The following is a 22,058-nucleotide window of genomic DNA, read 5'->3' as shown; positions in this document are numbered from 1 at the left end:
GACGGTGGTTTGCGAAAACGCCTATGCTATCGCGTTGCCCCTCGCACGGAACGCGGGAATATCGACCCATCCAGCCCGCCAGGCCCATGCCAGTCCTAACCATGAACGATCTGCGTCACGAATTCGTCCAAGCATCCGAAGACATCCAGCGACTGGGCCGGCGACCTGACAACGACACGCTGCTCAAGCTCTACGCGCTCTACAAGCAGGGGTCGGAGGGCGACGTGCACAGCAACCAGCCCGGATTCTTCGATTTCGTCGGCACGGCCAAGTACGAGGCGTGGGCGCAGCTGCGCGGGCTGCCCACGGACGAGGCCATGCGCCGCTATATCGCCCTGGTGCACGAACTGCTCTCCTGAACCGGGCGCCCAGGCGCCTGCCCCTTGCTTTCAAACGCTTGCAACGGGCACATTCATACGACCGTTTGAACCTTCCGGGCCGTATGAACTATCCCCATTTGTTTGCCCCGCTCGATCTCGGGCACACCACCCTGCCCAACCGCATCCTGATGGGATCGATGCACACGGGCCTGGAAGACCGCTCCGCCGACTACGACAAGCTGGCCGCCTACTTCGCCGAGCGTGCCCGCGGCGGCGTGGGTCTGATGGTGACCGGCGGCATCGCACCCAGCATCCAGGGCTGGCTGAAACCCTTCGGCGGCCGGCTGTCGATGCCCTGGCACGTCAGCCGCCACCGCAAGCTCACCCGGGCCGTGCACGCCGAGGGTGGCCGGTTGTGCATGCAGATCCTGCATGCGGGCCGCTATGGCTATCACCCGCTGTCGGTGGCGCCTTCGAAGATCAAGTCGCCGATCACCCCGTTCACGCCGCGCGCCCTTTCCGCCAGCGGCGTCGAGCGCACGATCCGGGACTTCGTGCGCTGCGCCAGGCTGGCCCAGGATGCCGGTTACGACGGCATCGAGGTGATGGGTTCGGAGGGCTATCTGATCAATCAGTTCCTGGTATCCCATGCCAACCGGCGCAGCGACGCCTGGGGCGGCGATGCGGCCAGACGCATGCGCTTTCCGGTGGAAATCGTGCAGCGCACCCGCGAAGCGGTGGGTCGCGATTTCATCATCATCTATCGCCTGTCGATGCTCGACCTGATCCAGGACGGACAGGACTGGAGCGAGATCGTCACCCTGGCCAAGGCGATCGAGGCGGCCGGCGCCAGCATCATCAACACCGGCATCGGCTGGCACGAAGCGCGCGTTCCGACCATCGTCACCAGCGTGCCGCGCGCCGGCTTTGCCTGGGTGACGAAGAAGCTCCGGGGCGAGGTGGCCATTCCGCTGATCACCACCAACCGCATCAACATGCCGGACGTGGCCGAACAGATCCTCGCCAGCGGCGAGGCCGACATGGTGTCGATGGCGCGCCCGCTGCTGGCCGATCCCGCCTGGGCCAACAAGGCCAGGCGTGGGCATAGCGATCGCATCAACACCTGCATCGCCTGCAACCAGGCCTGCCTGGACCACGTGTTCCAGAACCGTCGCGCCAGTTGCATGGTCAATCCGCGCGCCTGCCATGAAACCGAGCTGCGCATCACGCCGGCCACCACACGCAAGCGCTTCGCCGTAATCGGCGCGGGTCCGGCGGGGCTGGCCTGCGCCAGCACCCTGGCCGAGCGTGGCCATCAGGTCACCCTGGTCGACCAGGCGGGAGAGATCGGCGGCCAGTTCAATGTCGCCCGGCGGATTCCGGGCAAGGAAGAATTCCACGAGACGCTGCGCTATTTCCGTCATCGCCTGGCCGACGCCGGCGTGGAAGTGAAGCTGGGCGAAACCGCGACGGCCGCGACGCTGGCCGCTGCAGGCTACGACGAGGTGGTGGTGGCCACCGGCATCACGCCACGGCGCGTGCAGTTCCCCGGCAGCGACGACCACCGCGTGCTGGACTATCTGGACGTGCTGGCACACGGCAAGCCGGTGGGCCCGCGCGTGGCCATCATCGGTGCCGGCGGCATCGGCTTCGACACCGCCGAATTCCTGGTCGAGCATCCGCCCTCGCCCACCCTCGACGTCACCCGCTGGACGCGCGAATGGGGCGTGGACATGCAGCTCGACAACCGCGGCGGCCTGGCCCCCGCGCGTCCCGAGGCGCCGGCCCGACAGGTGTGGCTGCTCCAGCGCAGCGAAGGCCGCCCGGGTGCGCGACTGAACAAGACCACCGGCTGGGTCCACCGTGCGACGCTCAAGGCCAAGCGCGTGACCATGCTCGGCGGCGTGACTTATGAGCGCTTCGACGACGCTGGCCTGCACGTCACCGTGAACGGACAGCACCAGCTGCTCCCGGTGGACAACGTGGTGATCTGCGCAGGCCAGGAACCCAACCGCAGCCTGGCCGATGCGCTCGCCGCCGCCGGCATCAAAACCCACCTGATTGGCGGTGCCGACGTGGCCGCCGAACTGGACGCCAAGCGCGCGATCGATCAGGGCACCCGGCTCGCCGCCACGCTCTGAAACGACAACGCCCGGCCAAGGCCGGGCGTTGTGCTGGAAAAGAAAGCGCCCCGCTAAACGACGCGTCGATATGGGTCAGGGGGGAGGAAGACCAGATATCGCAGGGGTAGCGTCGCCGCGGGGCGAGGGTCGGCGCCACCTGGGGGGGAGGGGACGGTGGCGCGACAGGGGTAATAATACGAACGACAGGATATAGAAACAAATATATATTTAGGCCACGACTTATTCGAAATCCAAATATATGTTCGACTTTCGTCAGCTTCGTTACTTCGTCACGGTAGCCGAGGAGCTCAGCTTCACCCGCGCCGCGCAGCGGCTGTATATCTCGCAGCCCCCGCTTTCCCAGCAGATCCAGGCACTTGAGAACGATCTCGGGGTGCGCCTGCTGGAGCGCAACAAGCGCAATGTGGCCTTGACCGAGCCCGGCAAGCTGTTCCTGGAGCAGGCGCGGCACATCCTGGACAAGGCCGAGGAAGCCCGTGCGCAGATGGCGGACGCGGCCACGGGATTCAGCGGCAAGCTGCGGCTGGCCTATACGGTATCGGTGACGTTCCACCCGGCCCTGCCCCAGACCCTGCTGCGCTATCGGAGCTTTGCGCCACAGGTGCGGCTGATCCTGCGCGAGATGTATACCGAACACCAGTACGCCGCCCTGCTCGCCGGTGAGCTGGACGTGGGCTTCGTGCGCGACCAGCCGGGGCACGACAGCATTGCGCGCAACCTGCGCCTGGACGTGATCGACCACGAGCCCCTGCTGCTGGCCCTGCCCTCGAATCATCCGCTGGCCAGTCGCGAGAGCATCTGGCTGCGCGAAGTGGCCATGGAGGCCTTCGTGGTGCAGCCCCGCGAACTGGCCGCCACGCTGTACGACCGCCTCACCCAGATTGCCGCCAAGGCGAACTTCCACCCGCTGATCCGCCAGCACGCCCAGCAGATCAACGGCCTGCTGGTGCTGGTGGCCGCCGGCATGGGCCTGGCCCTGGTACCCGCGTCCATGCGCTCGGTCAGCCTGGCCGGCGTGAGCTATCTGCGCCTGGAGGATCCGGACGCCTATATGCTGCTCGCCCTCGCCAGCCGCGCCGATGATCCGTCGCCGGTGGTGCGGCGGTTCCTGAGCGCCATGACCGAACCCGAATGAACGAGGCCGCCCGGAGGCTTGTGCCAAGCCATTCCGCCGGTTACAATTCCGTTCTTGTATTTTTTCTTTCTTTAGTTTCAGGAGCTGGCCGTGAAGGTGCTTTCCTCTTTGAAGTCCGCCAAGCAGCGGCACCGTGACTGCAAGGTTGTGCGCCGTCGCGGCAAAGTGTTCGTGATCTGCAAGAGCAACCCGCGTTTCAAGGCTCGTCAGCGCTGATTCGTCAGCTGCGACAAGCCATGAAAAAGGGCCGCGAAAGCGGCCCTTTTTTATTGCCTGTCCTTCCTGCCAAGGCGTCGGAGCGCAGCAGCTGCGCCCCGACGCGTGCACGGCGGACTCAGGCGTAACGCACGCCGGTGATCTCGTATCGCTTCACCCCGTTCGGGGCCCGGAACTCGAAGCTGTCGCCTTCGCTCTTGCCGATCAAGGCGCGGGCAATCGGCGACGACACGGCGATCAGCCGCTGCTTGATGTCGGCTTCCAGGTCGCCGACGATCTGATAGGTGACGGCCTCGCCACTGTCCTCTTCTTCCAGATCCACCGTCGCGCCGAACACCACGCGACTGCCTGCGCCGAGGCGACTGACATCGATCACTTCGGCCGTCGACAAGGCCGCTTCCAGCTCGGCGATGCGACCTTCGACAAAGCTTTGCTGCTCACGTGCCGCGTGGTACTCGGCGTTCTCCTTGAGATCGCCGTGGGCACGCGCTTCGGCGATGGCCGCGATGATGCGCGGCCGGTCGGAGGACTTCAGTTTTTCCAGCTCGCCGCGAAGACGCTCTGAACCCGTCTTGGTGATGGGAGCTCGACTCATGCGTTCAGTTCCTTGTGCAGTTCCTGCAGGCTGTGCACCTGGCCATCGCCGTGGTAATCCAGCGAATGCACCAGCGCGCGCGCGCCTGCCACCGTGGTGGAGTACGTGACGCGCTGCTGCAGGGCCTCGCGTCGGATCGAGAACGAGTCGGCGATCGCCTGCTTGCCCTCGGTCGTGTTGACGATATAAACGATTTCGCCGTTCTTGATCAGGTCGACGATGTGCGGACGACCTTCGGCCACCTTGTTGATGCGCTCGCAAGCCACGCCGTGCGCACCCAGGTAGGCCGCCGTGCCTTCCGTCGCGACCAGGCTGAAGCCGCGCTCCAGCACCTCGCGAGCCACCGGCAGCAGGCGATCCTTGTCGGCATCGCGCACCGACACGAACACCTTGCCCTTCGGCGGCGTCTTGATCGAAGCCGCTTCGTGGCCGCGCGCAAACGCAGCGCCGAAGCTGCGGCCCACGCCCATCACCTCGCCGGTGGAGCGCATCTCGGGACCGAGGATCGGATCGACGTTCTGGAACTTCAGGAACGGGAAGATCGCTTCCTTCACCGAGTAGTAAGCCGGGATCACTTCACGCGTCGTGCCCTGTGCGATCAGCGAGCGGCCAGCCATGGCACGCGCCGCGATCTTGGCCAGCGGCACGCCGGTGGCCTTGGACACGAACGGCACCGTACGCGAGGCGCGCGGGTTCACTTCCAGGATGAACACGGTGTCGCCCTGGATCGCGAACTGGGTATTCATCAGGCCGATGACCTTCAGCTCCTTGGCCATCGCCGTCACCTGGCGACGCAGTTCATCCTGCACTTCGGGCGTCAGCGAGTAAGGCGGCAGCGAGCAGGACGAATCGCCCGAGTGCACGCCCGCTTCCTCGATATGCTCCATGATGCCGCCGACCAGCACGTTGCCGTCGGCGTCGGCGATGATGTCGACGTCCACTTCGACCGCGTGGTCGAGGAAGCGGTCGAGCAGCACCGGCGAGTCATTGGATACTTGCACCGCCTCGCGGATGTAGCGCGACAGATCGGCATCGCTGTAGACGATTTCCATTGCGCGGCCACCCAGCACGTAGCTCGGGCGCACCACCAGCGGGTATCCGATCTCGCGCGCGAGCGCCAGCGCCTCGTCCGCGTTGCGCGCGGTGCGGTTCGGTGGCTGCTTCAGGCCGATCTTCTCGATCATCTTCTGGAAGCGCTCGCGGTCTTCCGCCAGGTCGATGCTGTCCGGGCTGGTGCCGATCACCGGCGTACCGGCCGCTTCCAGCGCGCGTGCCAGCTTCAGCGGCGTCTGGCCGCCGTACTGCACGATCACGCCCTTGGGCTTCTCCAGGTCCACGATCTCCAGCACGTCTTCCAGCGTCAGCGGCTCGAAGTACAGGCGATCGGACGTGTCGTAGTCGGTCGAGACGGTTTCCGGATTGCAGTTGACCATGATGGTTTCGAAACCATCCTCGCGCAGGGCGAGCGCGGCGTGCACGCAGCAGTAGTCGAACTCGATGCCCTGGCCGATGCGGTTCGGGCCGCCGCCGAGCACGATGATCTTGTCGCGATCGGTCGGATTGGCCTCGCACTCTTCCTCGTAGGTCGAGTACATGTAGGCGGTCGTGGTGGCGAACTCGGCCGCGCAGGAGTCCACGCGCTTGTACACCGGGCGCACGCCCAGCGTGCGGCGCAGGTGGCGCACGGCGCCCTCGTCCGAACCGATGAGCTCGGCCAGGCGCGCATCGGAGAAACCGAGCCGCTTGAGTTCGCGCATGCGCGGGGCATCCAGCGCGGCAATGCCCTGGGACTCCACGTCCTTCTCGGTGAGCACGATGTCCTCGAACGCGGCGAGGAACCAGGGATCGACGCGGCTGAGGCCATAGACCTCGTCCAGCGTAAGGCCCGCGCGGAACGCATCGGCCAGATGGAACACGCGATCCGGCCGCGGCTCGCGCAGTTCGCGCTTGAGCGCGGCGATGCCTTCCTCGGTGCTGAGATCCAGCCCGGTCGGGTTGAGGCCGGTCTTGCCGATCTCCAGGCCACGCAGCGCCTTCTGCAGCGATTCGTGGAAGGTGCGGCCCATGGCCATCACTTCGCCGACGGACTTCATCTGCGTGGTGAGGCGCGCGTCGGCCGAGGGGAACTTCTCGAACGCGAAGCGCGGGATCTTGGTGACCACGTAATCGATGGTCGGCTCGAACGACGCCGGGGTCAGGCCACCGGTGATGTCGTTCTTGAGTTCGTCCAGCGTGTAGCCCACGGCCAGCTTGGCGGCGATCTTGGCGATCGGGAAGCCAGTGGCCTTGGAGGCCAGCGCCGACGAACGCGACACGCGCGGGTTCATCTCGATCACCACCACGCGGCCGTTCTCGGCATTGATGCCGAACTGCACGTTGGAGCCGCCGGTATCCACGCCGATCTTGCGCAGCACCTTGATGGAGGCGTCGCGCAGGCGCTGGTATTCCTTGTCGGTGAGCGTCTGCGCCGGCGCGACCGTGATCGAGTCGCCGGTATGCACGCCCATCGGATCGAGGTTCTCGATCGAACACACGATGATGCAGTTGTCCGCCTTGTCGCGGACCACTTCCATCTCGAATTCCTTCCAGCCGAGCACGGACTCCTCGACCAGCACCTCGCCCACCGGCGAAAGCTCGAGGCCGCGCTTGACGATCTCTTCGAACTCTTCGCGGTTGTAGGCGATGCCACCACCGGAACCGCCGAGCGTGAAGCTGGGACGGATGATGGTCGGATAGCCGACCTTGGCCTGCGTCAGCAGGGCCTGCTCGAAGGTGCGAACAACTTCGGCCTTGGGGCATTCCAGGCCGATCTCGGCCATGGCCACGCGGAACAGCTCGCGGTCCTCGGCCATGCGGATGGCTTCGCGCGAGGCACCGATCAGCTCGACGTTGTACTTCTCCAGCACGCCGTGGTCGGCCAGGTCGAGCGCGCAATTGAGGCCGGTCTGGCCTCCCATCGTCGGCAGCACCGCATCCGGGCGCTCCTTGGCGATGATGCGCTCCACCGTCTGCCAGTTGATCGGCTCGATGTAGACGGCGTCGGCCGTCTCCGGGTCGGTCATGATGGTGGCGGGATTGGAGTTGACCAGGATGACGCGGTAACCCTCTTCCTTCAGCGCCTTGCAGGCCTGCGCGCCGGAGTAGTCGAACTCGCAGGCCTGGCCGATGACGATCGGGCCGGCGCCGATGATGAGGATGCTCTTGATATCGGTGCGCTTAGCCATGCGTGCGGGCCTCCTGCATCAGTGCGGCAAAACGATCAAACAGGTAGCTCATTTCATGCGGACCAGGGCTCGCTTCCGGGTGTCCCTGGAAGCAGAAGGCCGGACGGTCGGTGAGCGCAAAGCCCTGCAGCGAACCATCGAACAGCGAGGTGTGGGTGACGCGCACGTTCGCCGGCAGCGTGGCCGGGTCGACGGCGAAGCCGTGGTTCTGCGAGGTGATCAGCACGCGGCCGTCGTCGTGGTCCTTCACCGGGTGGTTCGCGCCGTGATGGCCGAACTTCATCTTCAGCGTCCGGGCGCCAACCGCCAGGCCCATGATCTGGTGGCCCAGGCAGATGCCGAACAGCGGGATCTTCACCTCGAGAAACTGCCTGGTGGCCTCGACCGCGTAATCGCAGGCCGCCGGATCGCCGGGGCCGTTGGAGAGGAACACGCCATCGGGCTTCATCGCCAGCACGTCGGCCGCCGGTGTCTGCGCGGGCACCACGGTGATGTCGCAGCCCTGCTCGGCCAGCAGGCGCAGGATGTTGTGCTTGACGCCGTAATCGTAGGCCACGACCTTGAAGCGTTTGGACGGCTGATTGAAAGCCGTGCGATCGAGGTCGTAGATGCCCTCGTTCCAGGTGTACGACTCGCCGACGCTGACCACCCTGGCCAGGTCCATGCCGTTGAGGCCGGGGAAGGCGCGGGCCTTGGCCAGCGCGGCCTCGGCATCGACGATCTCGCCGGCGACGATGCAGCCCGACAGCGCGCCCTTGTCGCGCAGGATGCGGGTGAGGCGACGCGTATCGATCCCGGCGATGGCCACGATGCCGTGGCGCTTGAGGTAATCCGACAGGCTTTCGGTGCTGCGCCAGTTGCTGGCACGACGCGGTACGTCGCGCACGATCAGGCCGGCGGCATGCACCGTCTCGGATTCGGCATCCTCGACATTGATGCCGGTGTTGCCGATATGGGGATAAGTCAGGGTGACGAGTTGTCGGCTGTACGAGGGATCGGTGAGGATCTCCTGGTAGCCGGTCATGGCGGTATTGAAAACCACCTCGCCGACGGCTTCGCCAGTCGCGCCCACGGCGTGACCGTGGAACACGCTGCCGTCTTCGAGGGCAAGCAATGCGGGAATAGGCATGGGAGGTCCGCCTTTTAGGTGCAGCAAGGTCCGCAAGCCGCACTAAGCAGGCTTGTGGACCTTAGTCGAGGAATGTTTCAGGGCGGGTCGAAATGATAGGTGCAAGGGCTCTTGCTGTCCACCAGAAACAGCTGAACAATCCGGCTTGAAAAGCCCTGGCGACGGCCCGGCCGGGCGCTAGACTAGCGCTGTCATGCCAACGAACGGACTTCCATGAACTCAGCCGCGCTGCTCGATCCCGCCCGCCTCGACCGACCGGACACGGACATACGGCAGGAACCGTTCCCGTTTCTGATCGCTCATGGCCAGTTGCCGGACGAAGCGCGCGGCGACCTGGAGCGCGACTTTCCGCGCTACGCCAGCGCCGGCTTCTTCCCGTACGACGCCAGCGACTGCGGCCCGTCGATCAACGCACTGGTGCAGCGACTGATCTCACCGGAGTTTGCGAGCGCCATCGGGCAGCGCCTTGGCATCACCAATCTTGGGCAGTACCCCACCCTGATCACCCTGTGCCGGTCGCTGAACAAGCGCCACGGCACCATCCACACCGACAGCAAGTCCAAGGTCGCCACGGCCCTGCTTTACCTCAATGGCCTATGGCCGGACACCAGCGACGGCTGCCTGCGCTTTCTCGGCAGCATCGACAACATCGACAGCCTGATCGCGCCCGAACTCAAGCCCCTGTACGGCGAGTTCGCCGTGTTCAAGCGCTGCGACAATTCGTTCCATGGCCACTTGCCCTATGAGGGCGAGCGTCGCGTGATCCAGGTGGCCTGGCTTACCAGCGAGGAAGAGAAACTGCGCAAGACCAAGCGCGGCAACTTCTCGCGCGCCTTCAAGAAGCTGTTCGGTTCGCTCGACCGCAAGCTCGGTGCCGGTCGCGATCGCAACGCCTCCCACAAGGACTAAGCATCTCGCCCGCGGGGGATGCCGCGGGAATCCGTCGTCACCCAGCAGCCGCGGCTCCGCCATGGTCGCGCCCAAGGAATCAGGCATGCCCGTCGTTTTTCTGCTGTCCATTGCCCTGCAGGTCGCCTGTGCCGTCCACGTCGTGCGCAGCGGCCGCCCGCTGTACTGGATCTGGCTGATCCTGATCGGCTCGTACCTCGCCGTGCTGGTCTATGTCCTCATCGCCGTGCTGCCCGACCTGCGCCACGACCCGCGCGGACGCAAGGCCGCCAGCAAGGCCCTGCAGATGATCGACCCGCAGCGGCGGCGACGCGAGTTGCAGCGCCGGCTCGAACTGAGCAACACGGTGGACAATCGCCGCCACCTCGCCGAAGAAAGCCTGCAGCTGGGCGACTACACCAATGCGCAAGAGCTCTACCAGGGCCTGCTCACCGGCATGTACGTCACCGAGCCTGACTTCATGCTCGGCCTGGCCAGGGCACAGTCAGGCCAGGGTGACCACGTCGCCGCGCGCCGCACACTTGAGGCCCTGATCCAGGCCAATCCCGGCTACAAATCCAGCGATGGACATTTGCTCTATGCCCGCTGCCTGGAGGAATTGGGCGAGTCCGAGGCAGCGCTCGAGGAATACCGCGTGCTGGCCGACAGCTATCCGGGCGAGGAAGGCCGCTTCCGCTACGGGCGCCTGCTGGCCAGGACCCAGCGCCATGCCGAGGCGAAGGACGTCTGGCAGGCCCAGATCCGGCGTGCCGAGCTGATGCCGGGTTACTACCGGCGCAAGGAACAGCCGTGGCTGAAGGCGGCCCGGCTGGAGCTGGCGCAACTGGGCGAGCCCTGAGCCGCGGGCGGCCTTGCGGCAGCCATCGGGCCCGCGCGCCCATCCATCGACGGTGGTCCGGGCCGGACCACCGCGACCGACGGATCAGGCCTGGCTGGCGAAATGCCAGGCGATATACGCGGCGAACACGCCGTACAGCAGACCCACCGGCACCAGCCAGCGCGCGTCGACGCGGCCGCGCCGGAACATCCACCACAGATAGATCACCGCAACGCCGGTCAGCACGCCTGCCACCATCAACGGCGCATCGAACAGCCACGGCGTGGCAAACAAGGCCATGGAACTGGGGATGGTGGCCTGGATCATCATCGCGCCGGAAATATTGGCCAGGGCCAGCCGCTCCTTGCCCTGGCGCACCCAGATCAGCGCATTCATGGTTTCGGGCAACTCGGTGGCCACCGGGCTGAGCACGAGTGCCACGAGGTGCGGCGACAACTGCAGGGCCAGGCCGATCGCCTCGATCTGCTTGACGAAGGTATGCGAGGCGAAGGCGATGACCACCAGGGCCAGCGTGGTCTGCAGGATGACGCGCGACAGCGCCGGGTCGGCGGACGCGGGCTGGAACTTGAGCGGCTCGAGCGCCTCGTCTTCCGGCGCCGTGTCCTCATGCTGCAGTTCGCGCCATACGTACAGCGCGTAGGCCGCGATAAACAGCAGGCCCAGCCACGGCTTGAAAGCGAATGCCACGAGACCCAGCCCGCACTTGACCACGAAGATTGCCAGGAACCACGACTGGTCGCGCGCCAGCCGGCCATGTTCCACGCGAACCAGGTTGTCGGCACGCTGCAAGCGGCGACGATTCATCCAGAGGGCAATACCCACCACGGCATAGGCGATGGTGGCGAGCACCAGCGGGCCACCCAGTGCCGCGCCGACGCCGATGTCCTTCTGCTCCGGCGTGCGGCCCAGCACGACGGCCACGAAGGTCACGGCGCTCTCGGGCAAGGCCGTGCCGAAGGCGGCCAGGATGGTCCCGGTGGCCGTGGCCCCCAGGTTGAGCTTCTGGCCGAACCATTCCACGCCGTTGACGAAGTATTCGCAGGCGATATAGATCGCGCCGGCCGAGAGCAGGAACAACAGTGCGGTAAGCATGCGTCTTCCAGTGCCGGGCAAGCGAAAACCATTGGCTCAACGACGCGGGCTCGCCCGGCAAGGGTAAGCGCGTCGTGGCCAAAGGTCTCGCCGGGCCGCCAATACCTGAAGGTATCGATGGCCATCCGCGCCATGAAGCCGAGGCCTCAAGTCTGTTGACGCGGATTCCTCTGCTGTCGCAAGCCGTGCGGCCTGCGCGGGGTGAGGATGGCTACTCCCCAATGACAATGCCACGCATGGTAGCGGCCAGCGCCGCGCGCGGCAAACCGGGCGGCACGCTGCCGCCCCGTCGGAGCAACGTTCAGCGCGTGGCGCGCTCGGCCAGCATGGCGTCGAGGTCATAGGCGCCAGCGGCGCGACCACTGAGCCAGTGCGCCGCCTCCAGCGCACCGCGCGCAAAGATCGAACGATCGCTCGCGCGATGCGCCAGCTCCACCCGTTCGCCCTGCCCCATCAGCAAGGCCACGTGCTCGCCGACGATGTCGCCGCCACGCACCACCGCGAAGCCGATGGTGCCCGTTTGACGTGGACCGGTGCGGCCTTCCCGCGCGTAGACGGCGCTTTCCCTGAGCGTCGTGTCACGCGCTGCGGCAGCGGCTTCGCCCAAGGCCAGCGCGGTGCCCGAGGGTGCGTCTTCCTTGCGGTTGTGGTGCGCCTCGATGATGTCGAGGTCCCACTCCGGCAGCGCCGCGGCCGCTTCACGCAACAATCGCGTCAGCACGGCGACGCCCAGGCTGAAATTGGCCGAACGCAACAATGCCACGCGTTGCGCCGATGCCACCAGGCGCGGCTCGAAGGTCGCGTCCAGGCCGGTGGTCCCGGTCACCAGGGCAACACCATGGGACTCGCAATGCGTCAGCGCCTCGGCCAGCCCTGCCGGCCCGCTGAAATCGATCACCACGTCGAGCGCGCCAGCGGCGGGCCACTCGTGGGTAAAGCAGCGTGACCCGTCGCCGGCGTAGACCGGTTGGCCAAGCTGGCGCGATTCCGGACCGGTGATCGCCGCCACGAGGACGAAGCGCGGGTCGCCCTTCACAAGTCCCAGCAGGGCCTGTCCCATGCGGCCGGTAGCGCCGTTGATGGCGATGCGGACGGGATCGCTCATGCGTTGACTCCTACCCAGGACGGCTGCAAAGACGGAAGACGCGATGCTAGCCGCAGCCGCGCGCTGCGTACACAAGCCAGTACGAGAGAGGCGCCTGGGCGCATCCGCCCGAGGCGCAGCCGCTTACGAGGTGACGCGCGACCAGAACTGCTTGACCCCGTCGACCCAGGACTTCGCCCGCGGCGTGTGCTGGTCGGCGGCGCCGCCGGCAAACGTGGCTTCGAGCTGCTCGAACAACTCGCGCTGCTGCTTGGTCAGGCGTACCGGGGTTTCCACCACCACGCGGCAGATCAGGTCGCCCGTGCGGCTGCTGCGCACCGACTTCACGCCACGGCCGCGCAGGCGGAACAGCTGGCCGGTCTGGGTTTCCGGCGGAATGTTGATGGCCACTTCGCCGTCGAGCGTCGGCACCTGCAGCTCGGCGCCCAGCGCCGCCTGCGAGAAGCGGATCGGCAGCTCGCAATGCAGGTCGTTGCCGTCACGCTGGAAGATGGCGTGCTCGCGCACGCGCACTTCAACGTACAGGTCGCCTGCCTCGGCGCCGGCGGGGCCGGCCTCGCCCTGCCCGGCAAGGCGAATGCGATCGCCGTTGTCGACGCCGGCCGGAATGTTCACCGACAGCGCGCGGGTTTCTTCCAGGCGGCCTTCGCCATCGCACTCCCGGCAGGGATTCTCGATCGCCTGGCCGCTGCCGCCGCAATGCGGACAGGCCTGCTGGATGGAGAAAATGCCGTTCTGCATGCGCACGCGGCCATGCCCGTGGCAGGTCTTGCACGAAACGGTCTTGCCGTCCGCGGAGCCCGAGCCATTGCAGTGATGGCAATTGACCTGGGTGGGAATCTCGAACTTCCGCTCGACGCCGAACACGGCTTCCTCGAGGTCGAGCTCCATGATGTAGCGAAGGTCCGAGCCGCGACGGGCCCGGTTGCGGCCGCCGCCGCCAAAAATGTCGCCGAAGATGTCCCCGAAGATGTCGCCCATGTCGCCGAAGCCGTTGCCACCGCGACCGCCCATGCCATGCTCGAAGGCGGCGTGGCCGTGCTGGTCATACATGGCGCGCTTCTGCGCGTCGGACAGTACTTCGTAGGCCTCCTTGGCCTCCTTGAATTTCTCCTGCGCATGCGGATCGTCCGGACAGCGGTCCGGGTGGTACTTCATCGCCAGCCGACGGAACGACTTCTTCAGGTCGCCTTCGGTGACGGTGCGTTCGACGCCCAGGATTTCGTAATAGTCACGCTTGCTCATTCTTGCTTCCGACTCGAATCGCGTTTTCCACATGAATCGCGCGATCCATGCCTATTCAACAAACAGCCCGCGCCAAGGAGTTTCCCCGGCGCGGGCTGCGTCAGATCGGCAGCGCCGACCGGCCAATATTACTTCTTGTCGTCCTTGACTTCAGTGAACTCGGCATCGACCACGTCATCATGGCTGGCGCTGCCCTGCGGGCCGGCATGGGCCGCACCGGCTTCCGCCTGGGCACTGCCCTGGGCCGCGGCGTACAGCGCCTGGGCCACCTGCTCGAGCTTCTCGACCTTGGCCTCGATGGCCGCCTTGTCGTCGCCGTCCTTGACCTTCTCCAGGTCGGACAGCGCGCCTTCGATCGTGCTGAGCTGGTCAGCCGGCACCTTGCCGCCGTGCTCCTTGAGCGCGCTGCGGGTGGCGTGCACCATCTGGTCGGCCTTGTTGCGGGCACCGACGAGCTCGTGGAACTTGCGGTCTTCTTCCTTGTTGGCCTCGGCGTCGGCCACCATGCGGTTGATCTCTTCCTCGGACAGGCCCGAGCCGGCCTTGATCTCGATCTTCTGTTCCTTGCCGGTCTTCTTGTCCTTGGCCGACACGTGCAGGATGCCGTTGGCGTCGATGTCGAAGGTGACCTCGATCTGCGGCATGCCGCGCGGCGCGGCGTCGATGCCCTGCAGGTCGAACTTGCCCAGCGACTTGTTGGCGCTGGCGCGCTCGCGCTCACCCTGCAGCACGTGCACGGTCACGGCGGTCTGGTTGTCGTCGGCGGTGGAGAACACCTGCGAGGCCTTGGTCGGCACGGTGGTGTTCTTCTCGATCAGCTTGGTCATCACGCCGCCCATCGTCTCGATGCCGAGCGACAGCGGGGTGACGTCCAGCAGCAGCACGTCCTTGACGGTACCGCCCAGCACGCCGCCCTGGATCGCGGCGCCGACAGCGACGGCCTCGTCCGGATTGACGTCCTTGCGGGGCTCCTTGCCGAAGAAGTCCTTCACCGACTCCTGCACCTTGGGCATGCGGGTCTGGCCACCGACGAGGATCACCTCGTTGATGTCGGACACGCGCAGGCCGGCGTCATTCAGCGCGGTGCGGCAGGGGTCGATGGTACGCTTGACCAGGTCTTCCACCAGCGCCTCGAGCTTGGCGCGGGTCAGCTTGATGTTGAGGTGCTTGGGACCGGACGCGTCGGCCGTGATGTACGGCAGGTTCACTTCGGTCTGGTGGCTGGAGGACAGCTCGATCTTCGCGCGCTCGGCAGCGTCCTTCAGGCGCTGCAGGGCCAGCGGATCCTTGCGCAGGTCCATGCCCTGGTCTTTCTTGAATTCTTCGACCAGGTAGTCGATGACGCGCATGTCGAAGTCTTCGCCACCCAGGAAGGTGTCGCCGTTGGTGGCCAGCACTTCGAACTGCTTCTCGCCGTCGACTTCGGCGATCTCGATGATCGACACGTCGAAGGTGCCGCCGCCAAGGTCGTACACGGCGATCTTGCGGTCGCCGCCCTTCTTGTCCAGACCATAGGCCAGCGCGGCCGCGGTCGGCTCGTTGATGATGCGCTTGACGTCCAGGCCCGCGATGCGGCCGGCGTCCTTGGTGGCCTGGCGCTGGCTGTCGTTGAAGTAGGCCGGTACCGTGATCACGGCTTCCGTGACCGGCTCGCCGAGATAGTCCTCGGCGGTCTTCTTCATCTTCATCAGCACTTTGGCCGAGATCTCCTGCGGGGCCATCTTGCGGAGGTCGGCGGTCTGCACCCAGGCGTCACCGTTCTCGTGCGCCACGATGCCGTAGGGCACGATATGCAGGTCTTTCTGCACTTCCGCGTCGGTGAACTTGCGGCCGATGAGGCGCTTCACCGCGTAGAAGGTGTTCTTGGGGTTGGTCACGCTCTGGCGCTTGGCCGGCGCGCCCACCAGGACTTCGTTGTCCTTGGTGAAGGCCACGATGGAAGGCGTGGTGCGATCACCTTCGGCATTCTCGATGACCTTGGCGGTGGTGCCATCCATCACCGCGACGCACGAGTTGGTCGTGCCCAGGTCGATACCAATGATTTTGCCCATGTTGTCTACTCCCGAATTCTTTAAGCGACCCCTCGGCCGCGACTGGTTTCCAGATGGGGCTCGATGCGCGGCATCTCAATGCCGGCAAGACCCCAAAGCCCTTGACACCGGTGCCGGAAGGGGACGCGATTCAGGCGTCCTCGGCCTCCGGCCGGTGCGTCAATCCTTTGCGACCGCCACCAGCGCCGGGCGCAGCAGTCGATCGTTCAGCACATAACCCTTCTGCAGCACGCTGACCACTGAATTGGGTGCCGCCCCCGGGGCGTCGACCATGCTCACCGCGTGATGCCGCTCCGGATCCAGCGGCTGGCCGACCGGGTCGACCTGCACCAGACCGTTGTTTTCGGCAATCTTCAGCAGCGACTTGAGGGTAAGCGCAATGCCTTCGCGCACACTGGCAATGTCGCCGCTTTCCACCTGCAGGCCGCGCTCGAGGCCGTCGTAGACCGGCAGCAGCTCGTTCAGCAGCTTCTCGTTGGCGAAGCGGCGAGCCTGCTCCACGTCGCGATGCAGCCGGCGGCGCTGGTTCTCGATCTCGGCCTTTTCGCGCAGCACGGTCTCGCGCAATTCGGCGTTGCCGGCCTCCAGCTCGGCGATGCGCGTCTTGAGGGCCTCCAGCTCGGCGTTGGGCGATTCGCCCTGCGCGCCGCTGCCCTGCGCCTCGTTGGACGTCGTTGGGTCGTTGCTCTGCATGTATTACTCCAAGCCATACCATGGCTGGTGCGCAAGGCACCAACCGTCTACAAACTTGCGGGTAAAACCCGCCTCCCGGGCGCGTTATAGGGTCGTAGCGGCGCGATTCAAGGCATCGCTGAGCAAACCGGCCGTGGCCTGCACTACCGGGATGACCCGTTCGTAGGCCATGCGGGTGGGGCCAATCACGCCCACCGCACCCAGCACGCGTCCCTGGGCACCATAGCTGGCGGTGACCAGGCTACAGCCATCCAGCGCGGCGAACCCCGACTCCTCGCCAATGAACAGCCGCACGCCGGGGGCCCGGGCGCATACCTCCAGCAGCTGCACCAGCTCATTCTTCTTCTGGAACGCCTCGAACAGTTCGCGCAGGCGCTCCAGGTTGGCCAGCTCGGAATAGCCCATCAGATTGGTCTGGCCGCTCACCAGCACGTCATCGCTCTCGGCCTGCGGCGCAAACGACGCCGCCGCCAGCTCCACCGCGCTGGACAGCAGCCGGTTGAGCTCCCCGCTGGTCTCGCGCAGCTCACGCAACAGATGCGTGCGGATATCGTCCAGGCGCTGGCCGGCGAACTGGCTGTTGAGGTAGTTGGCCGCCTGCTCCAGCTCCCGTGCCTCCAGCGGCCTGGCCAGCTGCACGATGCGGTTCTGCACCTGGTTGTCCGAGAACACCAGGATCACCAGCACGCGTGCATCGGGCAGCGGCACGAAATCGATGTGGCGCAGCGGGAAGTCCACCTGCCGCGGCACCGTCACCACGCCCGCGAAACGGGTCATGGCCGACAGCAGGGTCGAAACGTTGCCGAGCAGGTCGCGCGTGGTAGTGGGGCCCGGCGGCATCTCCAGGCGCAGGCGCGCCATCTCTTCGAGCGGCAAGGGCTGCAGTTCGATCAGGCTGTCCACGAACAGGCGCAGGCCGCGCGGCGTCGGCACGCGCCCGGCCGAGGTGTGCGGCGAGGCCACCAGGCCGGCCTCTTCCAGGTCGGCCATGATGTTGCGGATGGTGGCCGGGCTGACGTCCAGCCCGGACGAACGCGACAGCGTGCGCGAACCCACGGGCTCGCCATCGGCCAGGTATTGGGCGATCAGGGTGCGCAACAGGCGGCGCGCGCGGGCATCGAGGTCAGAGACAGGCATGCTGTAGCAATCCGTGAGACGTAAAAGAAATAAGGTCTGACGAGCCCGCGCGCAAGCCCGGCACCTTTTGCCCCGCCGGTCAGCCGCTACAATCGACCGACTTCAACGTGCCCCAGACCATGCTCACTTCGCTCTACGTCCGTCATTTTGCTGTCGTCGAAGAAGCCGAGATCACCTTCGGCCCGGGTCTTACCGTGGTCAGCGGCGAGACCGGAGCCGGCAAGTCCCTGCTGGTCGACGCCCTCATGCTACTGGCTGGCGCCCGCGCCGACAGCGGCATGGTGCGCGCCGGCAGCGACCGCGCCGAGCTGACCGCCGAGTTCGACCTTTCCGACCTCCCCGAGGCGCGCGAGTGGCTGCGCCGCGAGGAGCTGGACGAGGAAGACACTTGCCAGCTCCGCCGCGTCATCCGCGCCGAGGGCAGCTCGCGGGCGTGGATCAACGGCCGCCCGGCCAACGCCAGCCAGCTCGGCGAACTGGCCACGCTGCTGGTGGAGATCCATGGCCAGCACGAGCACCAGGCCCTGCTCGCGCGTGCGCACCAGCTTGAATTGCTCGACGCCTACGCCGGCAACGAGGCGCTGGTCGGCGAGATCCGCGAGCTGGCCACGCAATGGCGCGAGCTGGGCACGCGCATCCGCAAGCTCAGCGGCGGCGACGACCGCGAGCAGCGGATCGAGCTGCTCAGCCATGAGCTGGGCGAACTGGAAAAGTGGGCGCTGCCCACCGCCGAACTGACCGAGCTGGAAGCCAGCCACAAGCGACTGGCCAATGCCGGGCGCCTGGCGGAAGGTGCCGGCGGCGTGGTCGAACTGCTGGACGGCGAGAGCGAGTTCGCCCTGCGCCGCGCGCTCGGGCGCGCCCAGCTGGAAATGAGCAAGCTGGCCGCGCTCGACGACAAGCTGGCGCCCTGGCTGGAGCTGCTGGACAACGCGTCGATCCAGCTCAGCGAGGCAGCCGATGGCCTGGGCCGCTATGCCCTGGACGTCGATCTGGAACCCGACCGCTATGCCGACGTGGACACGCATCTGACCCGGCTGCACGAACTGTCCCGTCGTCATCGCGTGCCGCCGGCCGAACTGCACGACAAGGCGGCCACGCTGCGCGACGAACTCGCCGAGCTGGAAGGCGCTGGCGACGCGCTGGAAAAACTGGCTGCCCAGCGCCAGCGCCTGCAGCAGCAATACAACGACACCGCGGAAAAACTCGGCAAGTCACGCCACGACGCCGCCGGCCGGCTGGGCAGCGAAGTCAGCCAACTGATGTCCGAACTGGGCATGAGCGGTGGCCGCCTGGTGGTCGAGCTGGAGTCTTCCAGCGACCACGAACCCGATGCGCAGGGCCGCGAACGCTGCGAACTGCTGGTCAGCGCCAACCCGGGACAACCGCCGCGCCCCTTGCGCAAGGTGGCCTCAGGCGGCGAACTGGCACGCATCAGCCTGGCCATCGAAGTGGCCACGCTGGGCAAGGACACCGTGGGCACCATGGTGTTCGACGAGGTCGATACCGGCATTGGCGGTGCAGTGGCCGAGGTCGTCGGCCAGAAGCTGCGCGCGCTGGGCGGTGAGCGCCAGGTGCTGTGCGTGACCCACCTGCCGCAGGTCGCTGCACAGGGTCACGCGCACCTGCGTGTCAGCAAGGCCAGCGATGGCGCGTCCACGCGCACCCAGATCGAGGCGCTGGACGCGGCGGGACGTCGCGATGAACTGGCCCGCATGCTCGGCGGCGTGGAGATCACGCGCGAAACGCGGGCCCACGCCAGGCAGATGCTGGAGCGCGCGCAAGTCTGAGCCGGGCTCGCCAGGTTGCGTCGTCGCGGGGCGCGGCAGGTTGGCCTGATCGCAGCCCCCTGCCCTGCATCCTCCCCACCCGGTCGGCCTGCGGGCCTCCCGAGGGAGTAACGCGGGATCAGTTGCGCCGCGGCAACAAGCCTCGCTCGGTCGCCATGCGATAGAGGTCCAGTTCCGAACCTGCGCCGAGCTTGCCCATCAGGCTCGCACGGTGGATGTAGACCGTCTTCTGGCCGATACCCAGCTCGCCCGCCACCTGCTTCGGTGCCCGCCCGGCCGCCAGCAACAGGAACACCTCCCGCTCGCGCGTGGTCAGGCGATCGAGCGGATCGAGCGCGGCCCCGGGGCGTTCGGCGCGCCGCTGGCGCAGGTCCGAACTGAGAAAGCATTCACCCTGCATCACGGCACGCAGCCCGGCCACCAGTTCTTCCGGCGCCACGCCCTTGGTGACGTAGCCACTGGCACCGCGGCGCAGCGCTTCGGATACGTAAGGCTCGCCGTCGTGCATGCTCAGCACCACGATGCGCGTATCCGCCGCCACGCTGCGCAGGTGCTCGATCAACGGCAGCCCGCTGCCATCGGGCAGCGAGAGATCGAGCGCCACGAGATCAGGCCGTCGCGAGCCAACCGCTTCCACCGCATCGTCGGCGCAGCGGCACTCCGCTACCACCTCGAGATCCGGTTCCAGTTCGATCAGCCGCTTGAACCCCTCGCGGACGATGGCATGGTCATCGACCAGGACAATGCTGTACATGGCACATGTATAGCAGCCTGCGGGGGAGCCGCCTATACCCCTCTTCGCGGCGTGTACCATCTCGCGCATGCCATCGAAATCTTCCGCACTCCCGGGCTCGGCCTTTTTGCTGGGACTCGGCTATTTCCTGCTCTGGCTGCTGCTGTGGCCGACCGAACAACCCTATTGGATGCTGCCGTACGGCCTTCGCTTCGGCGCCCTGCTGCTGGCACCGATCCAGCGCTGGCCGCTACTGCTCGGCGCGGAATTTGCGGCCACGGGCCTGATCAGCATGGCCCACGGACTTCCGCTGGGCTGGACGGGCTTCCTCCTCGGCGAGGTCCCCGAACCCACCGTGGTGGCGATCTGCCTCTGGCTGATGCGACGGGCGACCCTGCACGCCAGCCTGCGTGACCCGGAGGACGTGGCGCGGCTGCTGCTCTCGGCCGCCTTCACGGTGGCCGCGACCACCGCCACCGATGCCGTCCTGCTCGCCCTGATCCATGCCAGCCCCACCTCGGACCTGATGGTGCAGGCGCTGGGACAGGATCTGCTGGGCAACTACGTCGGCATCCTGCTGGTCGTGCCGTTCCTGATCATGCTGACACGTGCCCGGCTGGCCAAGCGCGCACTGGGCAGCCTGCTGATGGACGGCCTGCTGGTGATGCTGCCTTCGCTGGCGATCCTCCTGACGCTGTCCTCGCACGACGCGCCGCAACCCCAGTTCGCGCGCGTACTGTCGCTGGCCCCGGTGCTGTTCTTCGCGTTCCGCCACGGCTGGCGTGGCGCCAGCCTGGTCATGCTGATTTCCAGCCTGGGCATGACCGTGGTCGACCACATGTCAGGCCATGGTCCCGCAGGCGCGCCGGGCGAGCTGTTCCTGGCCGTGGCCGGCACCGGCGCCCTGATGCTGGGTTCGGCCACCGATGCCCTGCGCCGCAGCAGCGAGCGCGTGGCCGAACAGAACGTCTACCTGGCCGCCGTCAACCGGCGCCTGGACCACCTCGCACGCCAGCTGCGCGATGCCGCGCGCGGCAACCTGCAGGCCGAGGAGAACCAGCGCCGCCACATGGCCGCCGAGCTTCACGACGAGCTGGGGCAGAACCTCACGGCAATCCAGACCCACCTCAAGCTCGCGCAAAACCGCCTGAGCCAGGCCGGCATGGGCGACATCGGCACCTCCATCAACGGCATCCTGGGCCACATGCGGCGTGCGCTGCACCGCCTGCTCGACGACCTGCGACCCGCCGTGCTGGACGAATTCGGTCTGCTGCGCGCGCTCGACGAAGGCCCGATACGCGACCTGCTCAGCGCCGCCGGCGTCACCTACCACACCGACCTGCATGGCGATCCGCGCATGCTCGACGACGACACCCGCACGGTGATCTACCGGCTGGTCCAGGAAAGCGCGACCAACGCCGTCAAGCACGCCCAGGCCGACGTGTTCCAGCTGCGCCTGCGCATCGGCGAACGCCAGGGCACCGCGCTGGCCCTGCTCGATATCCGCGACAACGGCGTCGGCCTGCCCACCCGCATGCCCCGCGGCGGGCGCGGCATGCAGGGGATGCGCGACCGGGTGACCTCCCTCGGGGGCCTGTTCCGCGTGCGCCCCGAGTCGCAGGGCGTGCACCTGCGCATTTTGCTGCGCAGCAACACGAGCAGCGGCGATTCAGCCAGGGTTTGACTTCCGTTGCATAGGAAA

The 22,058-nt window shown here is 66.6% G+C and carries 18 protein-coding genes and 1 riboswitch; of the genes, 8 read left to right on the top strand and 10 right to left on the bottom strand.

The window, feature by feature from the left end:
- The first annotated feature begins 101 nt into the window (after positions 1 to 101).
- From ACXU4B_RS02635 to ykgO, 4 genes are all read left to right on the top strand, one after another.
- Positions 102 to 359 carry an acyl-CoA-binding protein gene (locus ACXU4B_RS02635; RefSeq protein ID WP_131407511.1) on the top strand — a complete coding sequence of 86 codons (258 nt, stop codon included), beginning with the start codon at positions 102 to 104 and terminating at the stop codon, positions 357 to 359.
- Between the two features lie 83 nt (positions 360 to 442).
- Positions 443 to 2,461 (top strand): oxidoreductase, encoded by a 2,019-nt coding sequence (locus ACXU4B_RS02630; RefSeq protein ID WP_131407509.1) that lies wholly within the window; start codon positions 443 to 445, stop codon positions 2,459 to 2,461.
- Between the two features lie 241 nt (positions 2,462 to 2,702).
- A complete protein-coding gene (locus tag ACXU4B_RS02625) occupies positions 2,703 to 3,599 on the top strand; it encodes a LysR substrate-binding domain-containing protein (protein ID WP_131407507.1) in 897 nt (298 codons plus the stop codon).
- Between the two features lie 90 nt (positions 3,600 to 3,689).
- Entirely contained in the window at positions 3,690 to 3,815 is a 126-nt protein-coding gene (gene ykgO / locus ACXU4B_RS02620) for a type B 50S ribosomal protein L36 (RefSeq protein ID WP_008215056.1), read from the top strand.
- A 118-nt stretch (positions 3,816 to 3,933) separates the two neighbouring features.
- Here the strand turns inward: ykgO and greA are convergent, their stop codons facing one another.
- Genes greA through carA form a run of 3 tightly spaced genes read right to left on the bottom strand, consistent with a single transcriptional unit; the run spans position 3,934 to position 8,763 of the window.
- Positions 3,934 to 4,410 carry a transcription elongation factor GreA gene (gene greA, locus ACXU4B_RS02615; RefSeq protein ID WP_131407505.1) on the bottom strand — a complete coding sequence of 159 codons (477 nt, stop codon included), beginning with the start codon at positions 4,408 to 4,410 and terminating at the stop codon, positions 3,934 to 3,936.
- A complete protein-coding gene (gene carB, locus ACXU4B_RS02610) occupies positions 4,407 to 7,634 on the bottom strand; it encodes a carbamoyl-phosphate synthase large subunit (RefSeq protein ID WP_131407503.1) in 3,228 nt (1,075 codons plus the stop codon). The genes greA and carB overlap by 4 nt, the downstream gene beginning before the upstream one ends.
- Complete coding sequence (gene carA / locus ACXU4B_RS02605; protein ID WP_131407501.1) at positions 7,627 to 8,763, bottom strand: glutamine-hydrolyzing carbamoyl-phosphate synthase small subunit; 1,137 nt, start codon at positions 8,761 to 8,763, stop codon at positions 7,627 to 7,629. Before carA ends, carB begins: the two co-directional genes overlap by 8 nt.
- Positions 8,764 to 8,976: 213 nt before the next feature.
- Between carA and ACXU4B_RS02600 the strand changes: the two genes are divergently transcribed.
- Together ACXU4B_RS02600 and ACXU4B_RS02595 are read left to right on the top strand one after the other, a co-directional pair.
- A complete protein-coding gene (locus ACXU4B_RS02600; protein ID WP_131407500.1) occupies positions 8,977 to 9,672 on the top strand; it encodes a 2OG-Fe(II) oxygenase in 696 nt (231 codons plus the stop codon).
- Between the two features lie 85 nt (positions 9,673 to 9,757).
- Positions 9,758 to 10,510, top strand: coding sequence for a tetratricopeptide repeat protein (locus ACXU4B_RS02595; protein WP_131407498.1), 753 nt, complete (start codon positions 9,758 to 9,760; stop codon positions 10,508 to 10,510).
- A gap of 84 nt (positions 10,511 to 10,594) precedes the next feature.
- On the opposite strand, the gene ACXU4B_RS02590 is transcribed toward ACXU4B_RS02595, so the two are convergent.
- The 6 genes from ACXU4B_RS02590 to hrcA all read right to left on the bottom strand — a co-directional run bounded on the left by ACXU4B_RS02590 (position 10,595) and on the right by hrcA (position 17,833).
- Positions 10,595 to 11,602, bottom strand: coding sequence for a sodium:calcium antiporter (locus ACXU4B_RS02590; RefSeq protein WP_131407496.1), 1,008 nt, complete (start codon positions 11,600 to 11,602; stop codon positions 10,595 to 10,597).
- A 92-nt stretch (positions 11,603 to 11,694) separates the two neighbouring features.
- A riboswitch (yybP-ykoY riboswitch) is annotated at positions 11,695 to 11,842 on the bottom strand.
- Positions 11,843 to 11,903: 61 nt separating this feature from the next.
- Positions 11,904 to 12,707, bottom strand: coding sequence for a 4-hydroxy-tetrahydrodipicolinate reductase (gene dapB / locus ACXU4B_RS02585; RefSeq protein WP_131407494.1), 804 nt, complete (start codon positions 12,705 to 12,707; stop codon positions 11,904 to 11,906).
- A gap of 123 nt (positions 12,708 to 12,830) precedes the next feature.
- Positions 12,831 to 13,952, bottom strand: coding sequence for a molecular chaperone DnaJ (gene dnaJ / locus ACXU4B_RS02580; protein WP_131407492.1), 1,122 nt, complete (start codon positions 13,950 to 13,952; stop codon positions 12,831 to 12,833).
- Between the two features lie 128 nt (positions 13,953 to 14,080).
- Positions 14,081 to 16,003, bottom strand: a complete 1,923-nt coding sequence (gene dnaK, locus ACXU4B_RS02575; protein ID WP_131407490.1) for a molecular chaperone DnaK — start codon at positions 16,001 to 16,003, stop codon at positions 14,081 to 14,083.
- Between the two features lie 159 nt (positions 16,004 to 16,162).
- On the bottom strand, positions 16,163 to 16,696 hold the full coding sequence (grpE, locus tag ACXU4B_RS02570) for a nucleotide exchange factor GrpE (protein WP_131407488.1): 534 nt from the start codon (positions 16,694 to 16,696) through the stop codon (positions 16,163 to 16,165).
- Between the two features lie 84 nt (positions 16,697 to 16,780).
- On the bottom strand, positions 16,781 to 17,833 hold the full coding sequence (gene hrcA / locus ACXU4B_RS02565; RefSeq protein WP_131407486.1) for a heat-inducible transcriptional repressor HrcA: 1,053 nt from the start codon (positions 17,831 to 17,833) through the stop codon (positions 16,781 to 16,783).
- A gap of 119 nt (positions 17,834 to 17,952) precedes the next feature.
- Between hrcA and recN the strand changes: the two genes are divergently transcribed.
- The gene (recN, locus tag ACXU4B_RS02560; protein ID WP_131410262.1) at positions 17,953 to 19,623 is read left to right on the top strand and encodes a DNA repair protein RecN; all 1,671 of its coding nucleotides are present in this window, start codon (positions 17,953 to 17,955) and stop codon (positions 19,621 to 19,623) included.
- 118 nt (positions 19,624 to 19,741) lie between these two features.
- Here recN and ACXU4B_RS02555 read toward each other — a convergent pair whose 3' ends face one another.
- On the bottom strand, positions 19,742 to 20,377 hold the full coding sequence (locus tag ACXU4B_RS02555) for a response regulator transcription factor (protein WP_131407484.1): 636 nt from the start codon (positions 20,375 to 20,377) through the stop codon (positions 19,742 to 19,744).
- A gap of 67 nt (positions 20,378 to 20,444) precedes the next feature.
- Between ACXU4B_RS02555 and ACXU4B_RS02550 the strand changes: the two genes are divergently transcribed.
- Positions 20,445 to 22,040, top strand: coding sequence for an MASE1 domain-containing sensor histidine kinase (locus ACXU4B_RS02550; RefSeq protein ID WP_131407482.1), 1,596 nt, complete (start codon positions 20,445 to 20,447; stop codon positions 22,038 to 22,040).
- The last annotated feature ends 18 nt before the right edge of the window (positions 22,041 to 22,058 follow it).

It is taken from the genome of Dyella soli (assembly GCF_054482295.1).
This window is presented reverse-complemented; position numbering and strand designations above follow the sequence as displayed.

What these genes read in the sequence shown, in the direction of transcription:
- ACXU4B_RS02635 (WP_131407511.1), top strand. Translation starts at nt 102, where the DNA reads ATGAACGATCTGCGTCACGAATTCGTCCAAGCATCCGAAGACATCCAG.
- ACXU4B_RS02630 (WP_131407509.1), top strand. Translation starts at nt 443, where the DNA reads ATGAACTATCCCCATTTGTTTGCCCCGCTCGATCTCGGGCACACCACC.
- ACXU4B_RS02625 (WP_131407507.1), top strand. Translation starts at nt 2,703, where the DNA reads ATGTTCGACTTTCGTCAGCTTCGTTACTTCGTCACGGTAGCCGAGGAG.
- greA (WP_131407505.1), bottom strand. Translation starts at nt 4,410, where the DNA reads ATGAGTCGAGCTCCCATCACCAAGACGGGTTCAGAGCGTCTTCGCGGC.
- carB (WP_131407503.1), bottom strand. Translation starts at nt 7,634, where the DNA reads ATGGCTAAGCGCACCGATATCAAGAGCATCCTCATCATCGGCGCCGGC.
- carA (WP_131407501.1), bottom strand. Translation starts at nt 8,763, where the DNA reads ATGCCTATTCCCGCATTGCTTGCCCTCGAAGACGGCAGCGTGTTCCAC.
- ACXU4B_RS02600 (WP_131407500.1), top strand. Translation starts at nt 8,977, where the DNA reads ATGAACTCAGCCGCGCTGCTCGATCCCGCCCGCCTCGACCGACCGGAC.
- ACXU4B_RS02595 (WP_131407498.1), top strand. Translation starts at nt 9,758, where the DNA reads ATGCCCGTCGTTTTTCTGCTGTCCATTGCCCTGCAGGTCGCCTGTGCC.
- ACXU4B_RS02590 (WP_131407496.1), bottom strand. Translation starts at nt 11,602, where the DNA reads ATGCTTACCGCACTGTTGTTCCTGCTCTCGGCCGGCGCGATCTATATC.
- dapB (WP_131407494.1), bottom strand. Translation starts at nt 12,707, where the DNA reads ATGAGCGATCCCGTCCGCATCGCCATCAACGGCGCTACCGGCCGCATG.
- dnaJ (WP_131407492.1), bottom strand. Translation starts at nt 13,952, where the DNA reads ATGAGCAAGCGTGACTATTACGAAATCCTGGGCGTCGAACGCACCGTC.
- dnaK (WP_131407490.1), bottom strand. Translation starts at nt 16,003, where the DNA reads ATGGGCAAAATCATTGGTATCGACCTGGGCACGACCAACTCGTGCGTC.
- grpE (WP_131407488.1), bottom strand. Translation starts at nt 16,696, where the DNA reads ATGCAGAGCAACGACCCAACGACGTCCAACGAGGCGCAGGGCAGCGGC.
- hrcA (WP_131407486.1), bottom strand. Translation starts at nt 17,833, where the DNA reads ATGCCTGTCTCTGACCTCGATGCCCGCGCGCGCCGCCTGTTGCGCACC.
- recN (WP_131410262.1), top strand. Translation starts at nt 17,953, where the DNA reads ATGCTCACTTCGCTCTACGTCCGTCATTTTGCTGTCGTCGAAGAAGCC.
- ACXU4B_RS02555 (WP_131407484.1), bottom strand. Translation starts at nt 20,377, where the DNA reads ATGTACAGCATTGTCCTGGTCGATGACCATGCCATCGTCCGCGAGGGG.
- ACXU4B_RS02550 (WP_131407482.1), top strand. Translation starts at nt 20,445, where the DNA reads ATGCCATCGAAATCTTCCGCACTCCCGGGCTCGGCCTTTTTGCTGGGA.